Source organism: Pacificispira spongiicola (assembly GCF_012926505.1).
Lineage (GTDB): Bacteria > Pseudomonadota > Alphaproteobacteria > UBA8366 > Aestuariispiraceae > Pacificispira > Pacificispira spongiicola.
On record NZ_JABBNT010000004.1, the window covers coordinates 458,077 to 470,672 of the forward strand.

Below are 12,596 nucleotides of genomic sequence, written 5' to 3' on the forward strand. Positions count from 1 at the left end.
TGTTATGAACGAACAGAAAGTCGACGGTCTCGGTTTCTCTCAATCTTTGTGGTTTGCCACGGCCATTGCGGCGCCGGATACCCCGCCGCTGACCGACAGCCGTAAGGCGGATGTCGCGATCGTCGGCGGCGGCTTCGCGGGTCTATCCGCCGCATTGCATTTGGCGGAACGGGGTGTGGACGTCGTCGTTCTGGAAGCGAAGGAGCCAGGCTGGGGGGCTTCCGGCCGGAACGGCGGGCAAGTTATCGCCGGACTGAAGCACGATTTCGCCGATATGGTCGCCGCTTACGGCACCGATACGGCGGAGCGTATGGCGGCCTTCGCCGATACGACGGCGGACGCGGCCTTCGACCTGATCGCGCGGCACGGCATCGATTGCGATGCGGTGCGCGGCGGGTGGGTGCAGGGCGCGCATGCGGATTCCGCGCTTCCGGAAATCGACGCAATGGTGGAACGCCTGTCCGCCCGGGGTGGCGATGTCGCGGCATTGAACGCCGATGAAATGGAACGTCTGCTGGGGACGAATTGGTATAAGGGCGGGTTTCTGGACCGGCGGGCGGGCACGGTACAGCCCTTGTCGCTGGCGCGCGGCTTGGCCAAGGCGGCAATTGCCGTCGGGGCGGCGGTACACGGCAATTCGCCTGTGTCCGGCATGGCACGCTCTGCCGCCGGATGGGTGGTGACGACGGAAGGCGGCGCGGCGATCACGGCGGATCGCGTGCTGATGTGCACAAACGGCTATTCGGACCTGACCGGCGTGCAAAGCGCCGTCGCCCGCAGTGTGGTGCCGTTTTTCAGCTATCAGATCGCGACGCGGCCCTTGTCGGAAAATCAGCTCGGCGCGCTTCCGGCGCAGGGGCTTGGCGTTTCCGAAACCCGGCGTGTCCTCAGTTATTGCCGGGTCGACAAGGAGGGGCGGTTCGTCATGGGCGCGCGCGGGGCGTTGGACGGCACCCTGACGGACGCAGCCTTCTCTCGACCGTTGGAACGGTTGCAAGAAATCTTCCCCACCTTGAAGGGGGAGGAGATCGTCTATCGGTGGAACGGGAAGGTCGCGATCACGCCGGACCATTTCCCGCGGATCATGGAGGTCGCGCCGGGCGTCGGATCGGCGCTGGGCTGGAACGGACGCGGCGTTGCGATCACGACGGCAATGGGACCGGTGCTGGCGGATTGGATGACGGGTACGCCCGCGTCGGAATTACCCTTTCCGGTAACGGCACCGCGACCGATACCGTTCCATGTTTTCAAACGCCCGGCCTCCGGCGTCGCGGTCACTTGGTACAACTATCTCGACAATAGGGAACGGGCTAAATCCGCTCGCTGAGCCAGATCGCCAGTTTGGACGCCCGCTTGACCGTTGCGCTCAGCAACGGATAGGCGGGCGCCTGTTCCGCGCCGTGTTGCAGCCCGATATCGCGGTGTTCCAACTCTTCCAGGCGGAATTCCTCAATCGTGTCGCGCAGGGCTTCCTCTTCGGGACCCAGGGCGTCGCGCTGTGCCTGATAGTGTTCGTCGATCACTTCCTCGACCGCGACGGTGCAGGCCATGGCGGCCTTTTCGCCCAGCAACGCGGTCCCGGCGCCCAGCGCGAAGCCCGCGACATGCCACAGGGGCTGCAACACCGTCGGACGAACGCGGCGATCCGCGACCATTTTTTCGAAGGTGGCGAGGTGATGGGCTTCCTGATCCGCCATATGCTTCAGCACGGGGCCGTTCGGGCCCTTGCCCAGGATGGCGATCTGACCTTCATAAATCCGCTTCGCGCCGTATTCGCCCGCATGATCGACGCGCAGCATCCCGTCGATGGTTGACGGCGCGCGGCTGTCGCCGGGCAGATATTTCGGTCCCTTGCGTGTATTCTTCACGGGTCGTCCCCTTTATGCCGTGCGCAAACGCTTCTTTGCCGCGAGGCCCCCGATCACGACGACGATCAGGGAAACCAGGAAATTGTAGCCCGCCATGGAGACGCCGAACAGCGTCCAGGCCGGTTCGCCGCAGGACGGGCCTTTCGGACCTTCGCTGACGGATTGGATCGCGGCGGCCAGACCGCCGGACAGTTCCTGCGTGCCGCTGCATCCCGACGGGCCTGCCCAGAATTTGTACTCCACGCCCGCATGGTAGAAGCCGATGCCCGCCCCGACGGCGATGGCGATCAGGGCGAGGATGGACAGCAATGTCGCAAGGTCGCGGCGCTTCCCGTCCGTCATCAGTGCGACGCAGCCGATGCCCAGTGCGATCCACCAAGGCAGGCGCTGATATAGGCACAGCTGGCAAGGCAGATATCCGAACCCGTATTCGAAAACGTTTACGGTGAACAGGATTGCCGCGGATACCAAGACAATTGCCTGGGGCAGGCGGCGCGGGGCGGTCAGGAAGGTCATCATCGTCATACCAGGAATTTGATCGCCAGGAAGCCGCCGATCAAGAGCACGAATGCCGCAGCCACGACCCAGCCCAATCTTTTTTCGATAAAGTCGCGGATCGGCGCGCCGAAATACCATAAAAGGATCGCCACCAGGAAGAAGCGCGCGCCGCGTCCGACGGTAGACGCCCCGGCGAAGGCTACGGGGTCGAGGTCGAGCGCCCCAGCCGCAATGGTCACGACCTTATACGGGAACGGCGTCATGCCGCCGCCCAGCACGATCCACCAGCCGTTTTCCGCAAAGTCAGCCCTTACGCCGTCGAGGGCCGCGCTTGCACCGTAAAGTTCGACCAGCGGCCGCCCCACCGTGTCGAACAGGAAATGCCCGATCCCATACCCGGCCATGCCGCCGATAACGGAAGCCACGGTGCAGACCAAGGCCAGCCGGAACGCCCGGTCGCGGGCGGCAAGGATCATCGGAATCAACAGGACATCCGGCGGGATCGGAAAGACCGAACTTTCGATAAAGGCGATCGCCGTCAGCCACCAAACCGCATGCCGATGCGCGGCGAGAGACAGCGTCCAATCATATAGGGCACGGATAAAAGGCATGGTGGGGAGGTTCCTGGCGAGTGAGATCGAGAAACACCTAGCCGATCCGTGGGGGCAGGTCGAGCGTGACGAGCCGTAAGTCGGGGTGAGGCGGATTCCGTCCTCTAAGCGACCTTGCACTGCAACAGACCATCCGCTACAGATCGAGGCGACATTTTTAGGAAGTGTTCCTTTACCCGCCGCATCGGACGGTGCGCGCGGGGTTTTGACCCCAAATGAAGGGAGTTTTCCAATCATGGCACGGAACAAAATCGCGCTTGTCGGCGCAGGCAATATCGGCGGCACGCTGGCGCTGTTGGCCGGTCTGAAGCAGCTGGGCGACGTCGTCGTTTTCGACATCGTCGACGGCATGCCGCAGGGCAAGGCGCTGGACATCGCCCAGGCCGCGCCGGTCGAAGGGTTCGACGCGAAAATGTCGGGCACCAACGATTATGCCGACCTGAAGGATGCGGATGTCGTCATCGTCACCGCCGGTATCGCCCGTAAACCGGGCATGAGCCGCGACGACCTGATCGGCATCAACGCCAAGGTCATGAAGTCGGTCGGCGAAGGCATCAAGAACAACTGCCCGAACGCCTTCGTTATCTGCATCACCAACCCGCTGGATGTCATGGTCGGTCTGCTGCAGAAGGAAAGCGGTCTGCCGCCGGAGAAAGTCGTCGGCATGGCGGGCGTTCTGGACAGCGCGCGCTTCCGCTGCTTCCTGGCGGAAGAATTCAACGTGTCGGTCGAAGACGTCACGGCCTTCGTGCTGGGCGGCCACGGCGACACGATGGTGCCGCTGGTTCGCTATTCCACGGTCGCCGGTATCCCGGTGCCGGACCTGATCAAAATGGGCTGGTCCACGGAAGCGAAGATCGAAGAGATCGTGAAGCGCACCCGCGGCGGCGGCGGCGAGATCGTCGCGCTGCTGAAGACCGGTTCGGCCTTCTATGCCCCGGCGTCGTCCGCCATTTCCATGGCCGAAAGCTACCTGCTGGACAAGAAGCGCGTTCTGCCCTGCGCGGCCTACTGCGATAACGGCACCTATGGGCTGGACGGCCTGTATGTCGGCGTGCCGGTCGTGATCGGCGAGAAAGGCGTGGAACGCGTCGTCGAGATCGAAATGAACGCGGACGAACGCGCCATGTTCGACAATTCGGTCAACGCGGTGAAGGAACTGAACGAAGCGCTCGCGGGGGTTCTCGCCGCCGGCTAATCGGTCGGCAGCGAAATCCAATCCGGGATTTCGGGATGAAGAGCGGCGCTGCCCACGGTCAGCGCCGCTTCCTTTTTCAGGGCATCCAACCGAATCAGAGCCAACCCACGATCCCCGGCGACGCTATATAGTGTTCCGGCATCCTTGCCGTCGGCCAGAATTTGGCTGCCTTCCGACACATCCGATCCATCGATGCGGACCGGCAGTAGGCGTTTCTTGACCAACCCGCGATACTTGGTTCGCGCGGTCAGTTCCTGCCCCATATAGCAGCCCTTTTTCCAGTCCACGCCGTGCAACTCGTCAAAGCCGTTTTCCAGCAGTGTCGCCTTTTCCGGCTGCATGTCGCGGGATCCGTCCGGCGCGCCCAGCGCGATCCTGTGTTTGTGCCATTCCAGGGCGGTGGTTTCGGCAATTCCGGCGGCGGCAAGCGCGGTGCGCACGGCGTCCGACGGTCCGACGATACGGAACCCCAGTTCAGGCAGCCTTGGGTCGGCGAAACCGATTCCGTCGGACAGCGACGGCAGCATCGCGTCCGGTCCCCATAGGGTGAAGCAGGACCAGCCCTGTTGGATACCCAGGGCGACCTTTGCGCGCAGGACATAGCGGCGCAGCGATTGTCCCAAATCCATCAGCCGGTCGCCGCCCTCGCAATCCAGGAAAAGCGTGTCGTTCCGCCCGATGACGAAGAAATCGTGCCGGAATTTCCCCTGCGGGGTCAGAAAGGCGGCCCAGACCGCCGTTCCATCGGCGGCGGGATCGATATCGTTCGACACCAGACCTTGCAGAAAGTTCACGCGGTCCGCGCCGGACACGGTAATCACGCCGCGTCCCGTCAATTCGGCGAAGACGGCCATTGTAGTCTCCTATTCTATCCCATCTGTTCAGAGGTAGGCGTCCACCGGAAGCTTGGCAAGGTGGTCGTCCACGCGACGGTTGGCACGACCGGGGGCGGCGGCTATAGGAAAGCAGATTTCAGCCTAACCGCGTCAGGGTCTTATGCGCCTTCTGTTCATCACGTCCAACCGCATCGGCGACGCCGTCCTGTCCACGGGGCTGCTGGCGCATCTGATTGCGCAAAATCCGGGTATCCGCGTGACGGTCGCGGCGGGACCGGCATCGGCGCCCCTATTCGGCGGCGTGCCGGGTTTGGAGCGCGTGATCATCGTCCGCAAACAACGGTTCAGCCTGCATTGGTGGAAATTGTGGCGCGCCGTGTCCGGGACGCGCTGGGACATCGCGGTCGACCTGCGCCGGTCCGCCATTCTGACCTTCTTGCGCGCGGGCCGGAAACTGGTTGTCCCGAAACCGCAGGGCGTCGTGCATCGCCTCGACCTTCTGGGCTCCATGGTGGGACGTTCGGACGATCCGCCGCTACCGACATTGTGGTGGAATGTGCCCCATGAGCAGCAGGCTGAAAAGCTGCTGTCGGATGGCGATGGTCCGGTGCTGGCGGTCGGGCCGACGGCAAACTGGCAGGGTAAAGTCTGGCCGGCGGAAAACTTCGTGGAAATCATCGCGCGGTTGACGGCGGCGGACGGGCCGCTGCCGGGCGCGCGGGTGGCCGTCTTCGGCGGACCGGACGAACGGCTGCAGGCCAATCCGGTCATTGCCGCGATTCCGCGCAACCGGCGCATCGACGTGGTCGGGAAGATCGACCTCTTAACCGCGGCGGCCCTGCTGTCGCGGGTGCAGCTTTACATCGGCAACGATTCCGGGTTGATGCATATGGCGGCGGCGGTGCGTGTGCCGGTCCTGGGCCTGTTCGGACCGTCTAAGGACGACCTCTACGCCCCGCGCGGACCAAAGGCGCGGGCCCTGCGTACACCTGAAAGTATGGAAGAGCTGATCGGCTTCGACGGTTACGACCGCCACACGGTCGGATCGCTGATGACCAGCCTGACCGTTGACCGGGTGGTTGAGGCGGCGACGGAGATGCTGCGTTAAACGTCCTGGCCGCGTGCGCGACGGTCCAGGATTTCCTTCGCCTTCACATGGATCAGCAGGCTGTAGGACGCGGCAAAGAATGCCAGCGCGATGCCATAGATCCCTTCCTTGTATCCCTTGCGGGACACATAGGATTTCCAACCGCGTGAAAAGATGCGGCGCAGCGCCCCGCCCAGGGTCGGCACGGTGTTTTTGTCCACCGCATCGCGCGCCATCAGGTCGGTGTAGCGATTCATTCGGTCGATCATGTCCGACAGGTCCCGGTCGACCAGATGGATCAGCCCGTGTTTCAGCGATCCGCGCTTCGGCCCCGTCGTTAGGGACGGATGCACGCGTTCCGGTCCCCAAATCTTCGCGCCCTTGGAAAACAGCCGCGGTGCGGAGGCCGCCCCGTTATACGCCCCCCAGCCGTGTTTCACTTCCCGGCCGGATATAACGTTACGGATCGGGATCAAGTACAGACCGTCCGGGCCTTCCGTGATGGTCTTGCGGACCTCCGCCTCGACCTCCGGCGTGGCGCGTTCGTCGGCATCGACTTCCAGGATCCAATCGGACGTGCAGGCGTCTATCCCGGTATTCCGGCGCGCGCCTTCCGACTCCCAGGCTCCCTCGATGACTAGGGCGCCCGCCTTTTCCGCGATGGCCTTGGACGAATCCGTGGTTCGGTCCAGCACGACGACCAGCTGATCCGCGAAAGAAAGCGAGGTCAGGCAGTCGGGCAGCATCGCTTCTTCGTTGCGGGCCACGACAAGGCAGGAAAGGGTTGGTCCGGCGTTTTGCGTCATGGCTTCGCTATATCGAAGATTTCCCAATGCGGAAAGTCAGGATTGGTTGCACCCGACCCGACGCGGCGATAGAGTTCGCCTCCCATATTCAAGCACGGCTGCGGCTTTCCGTACGACATGATCGCATGAGCGACCCCAACTCTCGACAATCGACTCCCCCGGACACTCCCCCGGACTCTTCTGCTGAGGATTCCGTTGACGGCCCTGAGCCTGCGAGTTCGCAGCCGAAGGTCTTGCAAGTCATGGCCGGTGCCGAAACCGGCGGCGCGGAAGCATTCTTCACCCGTTTGACCTGCGCCTTGACCCGCGCCGGGCAGGACCAGCAGGCGGTGATCCGAACCCATCCCGCGCGCCGCGCGGCACTGGAGGAAGCGGGCGTTCCGGTGACGGAACTGCCGTTTGGCGGTAAATTCGACCTGCGCACCAAAAAATCTCTGAAGAAAATCGCTAAGGCTTTCGACCCGGATATCGTTCTTGTCTGGATGAATCGCGCCGCGAAGGTTGCGCCCAAGGGCGACTGGACGGTGGTCGGACGCCTGGGCGGTTACTACAAGCTGAAGAACTACAAACGCTGCGATCATCTGATCGCGAACACGCAGGATATTCGCGATTACCTGCTGCGCGAAGGCTGGCCGGCCGAACGTGCGTGGTATCTGCCGAACTTCGTCGATGATCGGCGGATGCCGCCGGTGGACCGTGCATCCCTGGACACGCCGGAAGGCGTGCCGCTGTTGCTTTGCCTGGGGCGGTTGCACGTCAACAAGGGCTTCGACACAGCGCTGGAGACACTTGCGAAACTGCCGGAGGCCTATCTGTGGATCGCCGGTGAAGGGCGGGAAGAATCGGCGCTGAAAGAACTCGCCGGGCGCCTGGGCGTGGCCCATCGCGTTCGCTTCCTGGGTTGGCGGGACGACGCGCCGGCCTTGCTGGCGGCGGCGGATGTTTTCTTCTGTTCGTCGCGCCACGAACCGTTGGGCAATATCGTGCTGGAAGCTTGGGCACAGGGCGTGCCGATCGTCGCCGCCGCGTCGCAAGGACCGTCGCAGTTGATCAAGGACGGCAAGACCGGTCTGCTGGCTCCCGTGGACAACCCGGACGCGCTGGCGAAGGCATTCCGCCGCCTGCTGGACGACCGGGCGCTGGGTCACGACATGGCCGGACAGGCGCATGAACAGTTTACGCAGCATTTCTCCGAAGGGCCTGTCGTCGCCGCCTATCAGCGGTTCTTCGACGCTGTCGCCCGCAAACGGTAAGGTCGGTCATGTGCGGGATCGCCGGTATCATGACTCGCGACGGGTCGACGCCGACCGACGGACTGTTGGACCGGCTGATGCAGGGGTTGACGCATCGGGGCCCTGACGGTAGCGGTCGCCATCTGTCCGGCGATGTCGGTTTGGTGCAGACCCGGCTGGCGATTATCGATCTGACGACCGGGGATCAGCCGCTGTATGAGCCCGCGGGCGGGGCCTTGGTCGCGAATGGGGAAATCTACAACTACGTCGAATTGAGGGCGGAAATGGCGGATACGCCATTCCGAACCCAATCCGACTGCGAAACGGCGCTGTTCCTGTATCGTCGCGACGGTGTCCGCTATGCTGATCGCCTGCGCGGCATGTATGCGATCGCGATCCATGACCCGATGGATGGCGGCAGCCTGATCCTGTCGCGCGATCCTTTCGGGATCAAACCGCTCTACTATATCGAAACGCCGGATTGTTTCGCCTTCGCGTCCGAACCCGGTGTTTTGCTGAATGCTGGTCTTCACGGTCGGAAGTTGGACGAGGCGTCGCGGGACGAGTTCCTTCAGCTTCAGTTTTCCTGCGGTCGGACGCTGCCTGTCGCCGGTGTCCAACGGGTTCTTCCCGGTGAGACGCTTGTTATCCGTCAGGGGCGTATCGTCGCCCGCTACCGGCGCGAGGCACTGCCCGCCGGGGGCGTCGAAAAACTATCGGAAGCGGATGCCCTGGCGCGGCTGGATACGGCACTGCATGACAGCGTGACGGTGCATCAGCGATCCGACGTGCCCTACGGCCTGTTTCTGTCCGGCGGGATCGATTCCAGCGTGTTGCTCAGCCTCATGGCCGAGTTGAACGATCAACCCGTCATCGCCTTCACGGCGGGGTTCGACGGGGCCGGGGTGCATGACGAACGGGACCATGCACGGATGCTGGCCACTAAATTGGGTGCGCGGCATGAGGAAGTGTCGTTTGGTGAAAAGGACTTCCATGCGCTGCTGCCCAGCATTGCCAGCGCTGTTGACGATCCGACGGCGGATTATGCGGTTCTGCCCAGTTGGGCCCTGGCCGAACGGGCGGCGCAGGACCTGAAGGTCATCCTGTGCGGTGAAGGCGGGGACGAGCTGTTCGCCGGTTATGGCCGCTATCGATCCGTGCTGCGACCCTGGTGGTTGGGTGGTAAGTCGATGCGCAGTCGCGGTGTGTTTGACCGATTGGGTGTATTGCGCAACGAATCGCGCGATTGGCGGGACAGTATTTACGGGCGGGAAGCCCGCGCCGGACAGGACCAACGCAACCGGTTGCAAACCGCCCAGGCCGTGGATTGCGAGGATTGGTTGCCGAACGATTTGCTGGTCAAGCTGGACCGCTGCTTGATGGCCCACGGGTTGGAGGGGCGCACGCCGTTTCTGGACCCCGCCGTTGCGGAAGCCGCGTTCCGGCTGCCGGACAATCTGAAAATCCGGGACGGGAAGGGCAAGTATCTGTTGCGCCGGTGGCTTGAAAATCGCCTGCCGGAGGCCAAGCCATTCTCTCCCAAGCGCGGGTTCACGGTGCCTGTCGGTCACTGGATCGCGGCGGATGGTGACCGCCTGGGGGCGGCTGTCGCGGCGCAGGACAGCATTCAGGCCATCGCCCATCCCGATCGGGTGCGGGGCTTGTTCCGCGCGGCGGAAAAGAAACGCGAGGGGCAGGCGGCTTGGTTGCTTCTGTTCTATGCACTGTGGCACAAGTCCGTGATCGCCGGACAGGACATACGCGGCGCATCGATCTTGGACGCATTGGACGGAACGGGGACAGGCGCATGACCGCAATGGAACTGACGATCAAGCGGCCGGACGACTGGCACATACACTTTCGCGACGGGGCGATGTTGTCGGCGGTGGTGCCGGAAACGGCGCGGGTCTTCGGTCGGGCGATCGTCATGCCGAATCTGGTCCCGCCGGTGGTGACGCGCGCCGATGCGACGGCCTATCGCGACAGGGTGCTGGCCGCCGTGCCGGACGGATCCGACTTCACCCCGCTGATGACGGCCTATATGACCGAAAAGACGGACGCCGACGATATCGCGGCGGGGTTCGAGGCAGGCGAGCTGACGGCGGTGAAGCTCTATCCGGCGGGGGCGACGACGAATTCCGACGCGGGGGTCCGGGACATCCGAAAGGTCGAACCCGTGCTGAAGCGCATGGCGGAAATCGGTATGCCGCTGTTGGTCCATGGGGAAGTCACCGACCCGATGGTCGATATCTTCGATCGGGAAGCGGTCTTCATCGAGGTGGTGTTAAAGCCGCTGATGGACCGGATTCCGGATTTGAAGGTGGTGATGGAGCATATCACGACCAAACAGGCCGCCGATTTTGTGCAGGAATCGGGCGACAATCTGGCCGCGACGGTGACGCCGCACCACATGGAGATCAACCGGACGGATATGTTCCGGGGCGGGATCCGACCGCATCTCTATTGCCTGCCGATCGCGAAACGGGAAGGGCACAGACTTGCCGTCCGGGAAGCGGCGGTCAGCGGTCATCCGCGGTTCTTCTTGGGCACGGATTCCGCGCCCCATCCGGTGCATGCGAAGGAAACCGCCTGCGGCTGCGCCGGTATTTTCAATGCACCGGGGGCGCTGCCGGTCTATGCCGCGATATTCGAGGCGGAAGGCGCCCTGGACCGATTGGAAGCCTTTGCCAGCCTGAACGGTCCCCGGTTCTATGGCCTTCCGGTCAATGAGGGGACTGTCACGTTGATCCGCGAACCAACGGTTCAGATCGACGGGATAACGGTCGGGGACGATCGCATCCTGGCCTATCGCGCCGGCGAAACGCTGGCCTGGACCGTGCGCTAAAAGGGGGCGGCTTTCGCCCCCCTAAACCACATTATGCGTGGGAAAACTCCCAATACAGTTCGCGGGCCAGCTGGTATTTCGGTCCCGGTTGCAGATCGCGGCCCTCATAGTGCTTCACAGGCATGACCTTGCCGTAATTCCCGGTATTGAAGATTTCGTCCGCGCTTTCCAGGTCCGCCGGGGTGACGCGGCCTTCGACCACCGTTTCTCCCTTGTCGCGCAGCAATTTGATGACGCGCTGGCGCGTGATGCCGTTCAGGAAGGTGCCGTTGACGGCGGGGGTCATAACCACTCCGTCCTTGGCCATGAACAGGTTGGCGGTCGCGAATTCTGCGATATTGCCGATCGGGTCCATCATCACCGCATTGTCGAAGCCTTTGGCGCGGGCCTCCGCCAAGGCGCGTCCGGCATTCGGGTACAGGCAGGACGCCTTCGCATCCGTCGGCGCCATGGACGGCATCGGACGCCGTAGGGTGGACAGGCAGGCGGAAAAACCGTCCGTGCCCGGCATGGGCAGCGGGTTGACCGTCAGGGCGAACTGCGTGGAGCTGGGGTCCGGCGCGACAAAGCCGTTTTCCGCCCAGAACATGGGGCGGATATAAAGCGCGGTATCCGTCGAAAACTGCTTCACGCCTTCAAGCGCGATTTCCTGGATTTCTTCCCATCGCAAGGTGGGGGCTAGCCCCAGCGCGATTCCGCTGCGCACCGCGCGCTGACAGTGCAGGTCCAGGTCCGGCGTTACCCCTTCGAAGGCGCGCGCCCCGTCGAAGATCATGGAAGACAGCCAAACCCCGTGGGACATGGAACTCCACAACGGCGCATTCGCGTCCATCCACTGGCCGTTATAGAAAGTAATCGGTTGCGACATGGCTGTTCCCTCGCGATAGGCGTTATCTGATAGTTCGGTCTATTGGCGGACCCAGGCGATCCGGGCAATCCATGAAATGTCCTGCGCCGGGATCGTTTCAGGGGCGCCGCCTTGAGGCAAGGATATATCTATCGTGAAAGGAGATTGCCGCGACAAGATGCCCAGTTTCAAGGCATCCCCTTGGCGGAAGGCGACCCGGTCGTCGCGATGGATACTCATCCCCGGGGCGCAGACGATCAAATCGCCCTGACGATAGACAGGGGTGTAGTGATCGACATCGACGACCAAACCGAAGCAACGCGGGTCAGGCAAGTCCGGAAACAGGACGCGTTCCCATTTCGGACCGGACGGAAAGCCGTCCGTATCGTATTGTTCCGAATCCGCGGCGTTTCGCATGGACATGCAGGGCAGGCGGAATCCGGCGCGGCTGGACGGGTCCGCATACATGAAATCCACGAAGTCGCCGATGGATATCTCCGCAACCTTCAGGACCTTTGCCAGGCTGTCCATGGACGGCCAGCGCAATCGCCCGTCGGGATTGGTGCGTCTGCCTGTGCTGAATACCGCTTGATCCAATCCCGCCATGCGGGCCAGTCGGGAGGGGGTGACCCCGATTTCGTGGGCAAGGCGATCTATTCCACGCCAAACGTCTTCCTGTTTCATAACAGTCCTCAAAAAACGCGCCCCGAACCGGGATAAATCTTTCCACGAAGAAAAACAATGGCGGAACGTCGGGCGGGGTGCGGT

The 12,596-nt window shown here is 63.0% G+C and carries 13 protein-coding genes; 6 read left to right on the plus strand and 7 right to left on the minus strand.

Going from position 1 to position 12,596, the window contains the following annotated elements; translation table 11 throughout:
* The first annotated feature begins 4 nt into the window (after nt 1–4).
* On the plus strand, nt 5–1,327 hold the full coding sequence (locus HH303_RS15240; protein ID WP_169626226.1) for an NAD(P)/FAD-dependent oxidoreductase: 1,323 nt from the start codon (nt 5–7) through the stop codon (nt 1,325–1,327).
* On the opposite strand, the gene HH303_RS15245 is transcribed toward HH303_RS15240, so the two are convergent.
* The 3 genes from HH303_RS15245 to HH303_RS15255 form a co-directional block, all read right to left on the minus strand.
* A complete protein-coding gene (locus HH303_RS15245; protein ID WP_169626348.1) occupies nt 1,311–1,799 on the minus strand; it encodes a demethoxyubiquinone hydroxylase family protein in 489 nt (162 codons plus the stop codon). The two genes, HH303_RS15240 and HH303_RS15245, sit on opposite strands and share 17 nt — an antisense overlap.
* 81 nt (nt 1,800–1,880) lie before the next feature.
* Entirely contained in the window at nt 1,881–2,393 is a 513-nt protein-coding gene (locus HH303_RS15250) for a disulfide bond formation protein B (RefSeq protein ID WP_169626227.1), read from the minus strand.
* Nucleotides 2,390–2,977, minus strand: coding sequence for a YqaA family protein (locus tag HH303_RS15255; RefSeq protein WP_169626228.1), 588 nt, complete (start codon nt 2,975–2,977; stop codon nt 2,390–2,392). The genes HH303_RS15250 and HH303_RS15255 overlap by 4 nt, the downstream gene beginning before the upstream one ends.
* Before the next feature lie 235 nt (nt 2,978–3,212).
* Between HH303_RS15255 and mdh the strand changes: the two genes are divergently transcribed.
* Nucleotides 3,213–4,175 (plus strand): malate dehydrogenase, encoded by a 963-nt coding sequence (mdh, locus tag HH303_RS15260; RefSeq protein ID WP_169626229.1) that lies wholly within the window; start codon nt 3,213–3,215, stop codon nt 4,173–4,175.
* Here the strand turns inward: mdh and ygfZ are convergent.
* A complete protein-coding gene (gene ygfZ / locus HH303_RS15265; protein WP_169626230.1) occupies nt 4,172–5,029 on the minus strand; it encodes a CAF17-like 4Fe-4S cluster assembly/insertion protein YgfZ in 858 nt (285 codons plus the stop codon). The genes mdh and ygfZ overlap by 4 nt on opposite strands.
* Nucleotides 5,030–5,171: 142 nt before the next feature.
* On the opposite strand from ygfZ, the gene HH303_RS15270 reads away from it, so the two are divergent.
* Complete coding sequence (locus HH303_RS15270) at nt 5,172–6,119, plus strand: glycosyltransferase family 9 protein (protein WP_169626231.1); 948 nt, start codon at nt 5,172–5,174, stop codon at nt 6,117–6,119.
* On the opposite strand, the gene HH303_RS15275 is transcribed toward HH303_RS15270, so the two are convergent.
* Nucleotides 6,116–6,904, minus strand: a complete 789-nt coding sequence (locus tag HH303_RS15275; RefSeq protein ID WP_169626232.1) for a glycosyltransferase family 2 protein — start codon at nt 6,902–6,904, stop codon at nt 6,116–6,118. The genes HH303_RS15270 and HH303_RS15275 overlap by 4 nt on opposite strands.
* Before the next feature lie 242 nt (nt 6,905–7,146).
* On the opposite strand from HH303_RS15275, the gene HH303_RS15280 reads away from it, so the two are divergent.
* From HH303_RS15280 to pyrC, 3 genes are read left to right on the plus strand one after another with little or no spacing between them, the layout of a single operon-like run.
* Nucleotides 7,147–8,157 (plus strand): glycosyltransferase, encoded by a 1,011-nt coding sequence (locus HH303_RS15280; protein ID WP_227421844.1) that lies wholly within the window; start codon nt 7,147–7,149, stop codon nt 8,155–8,157.
* An 8-nt stretch (nt 8,158–8,165) separates the two neighbouring features.
* Nucleotides 8,166–9,947, plus strand: a complete 1,782-nt coding sequence (asnB, locus tag HH303_RS15285) for an asparagine synthase (glutamine-hydrolyzing) (RefSeq protein ID WP_169626234.1) — start codon at nt 8,166–8,168, stop codon at nt 9,945–9,947.
* Nucleotides 9,944–10,981, plus strand: coding sequence for a dihydroorotase (gene pyrC / locus HH303_RS15290; RefSeq protein WP_169626235.1), 1,038 nt, complete (start codon nt 9,944–9,946; stop codon nt 10,979–10,981). Before asnB ends, pyrC begins: the two co-directional genes overlap by 4 nt.
* Before the next feature lie 31 nt (nt 10,982–11,012).
* Here the strand turns inward: pyrC and HH303_RS15295 are convergent, their stop codons facing one another.
* Together HH303_RS15295 and HH303_RS15300 are read right to left on the minus strand one after the other, a co-directional pair.
* The gene (locus HH303_RS15295) at nt 11,013–11,849 is read right to left on the minus strand and encodes a branched-chain amino acid aminotransferase (protein ID WP_169626236.1); all 837 of its coding nucleotides are present in this window, start codon (nt 11,847–11,849) and stop codon (nt 11,013–11,015) included.
* Nucleotides 11,850–11,888: 39 nt separating this feature from the next.
* On the minus strand, nt 11,889–12,512 hold the full coding sequence (locus HH303_RS15300; RefSeq protein ID WP_169626237.1) for a helix-turn-helix transcriptional regulator: 624 nt from the start codon (nt 12,510–12,512) through the stop codon (nt 11,889–11,891).
* Nucleotides 12,513–12,596: the final 84 nt, after the last annotated feature.

Excerpts from the sequence above, each read along its gene's own strand:
- mdh (WP_169626229.1), top strand. The coding sequence starts at position 3,213 with ATGGCACGGAACAAAATCGCGCTTGTCGGCGCAGGCAATATCGGCGGC.
- pyrC (WP_169626235.1), top strand. The coding sequence starts at position 9,944 with ATGACCGCAATGGAACTGACGATCAAGCGGCCGGACGACTGGCACATA.
- asnB (WP_169626234.1), top strand. The coding sequence starts at position 8,166 with ATGTGCGGGATCGCCGGTATCATGACTCGCGACGGGTCGACGCCGACC.
- HH303_RS15275 (WP_169626232.1), bottom strand. The coding sequence starts at position 6,904 with ATGACGCAAAACGCCGGACCAACCCTTTCCTGCCTTGTCGTGGCCCGC.
- HH303_RS15295 (WP_169626236.1), bottom strand. The coding sequence starts at position 11,849 with ATGTCGCAACCGATTACTTTCTATAACGGCCAGTGGATGGACGCGAAT.
- HH303_RS15280 (WP_227421844.1), top strand. The coding sequence starts at position 7,147 with ATGGCCGGTGCCGAAACCGGCGGCGCGGAAGCATTCTTCACCCGTTTG.
- HH303_RS15250 (WP_169626227.1), bottom strand. The coding sequence starts at position 2,393 with ATGACGATGATGACCTTCCTGACCGCCCCGCGCCGCCTGCCCCAGGCA.
- HH303_RS15245 (WP_169626348.1), bottom strand. The coding sequence starts at position 1,799 with ATGCTGCGCGTCGATCATGCGGGCGAATACGGCGCGAAGCGGATTTAT.
- HH303_RS15300 (WP_169626237.1), bottom strand. The coding sequence starts at position 12,512 with ATGAAACAGGAAGACGTTTGGCGTGGAATAGATCGCCTTGCCCACGAA.
- ygfZ (WP_169626230.1), bottom strand. The coding sequence starts at position 5,029 with ATGGCCGTCTTCGCCGAATTGACGGGACGCGGCGTGATTACCGTGTCC.
- HH303_RS15270 (WP_169626231.1), top strand. The coding sequence starts at position 5,172 with ATGCGCCTTCTGTTCATCACGTCCAACCGCATCGGCGACGCCGTCCTG.
- HH303_RS15240 (WP_169626226.1), top strand. The coding sequence starts at position 5 with ATGAACGAACAGAAAGTCGACGGTCTCGGTTTCTCTCAATCTTTGTGG.
- HH303_RS15255 (WP_169626228.1), bottom strand. The coding sequence starts at position 2,977 with ATGCCTTTTATCCGTGCCCTATATGATTGGACGCTGTCTCTCGCCGCG.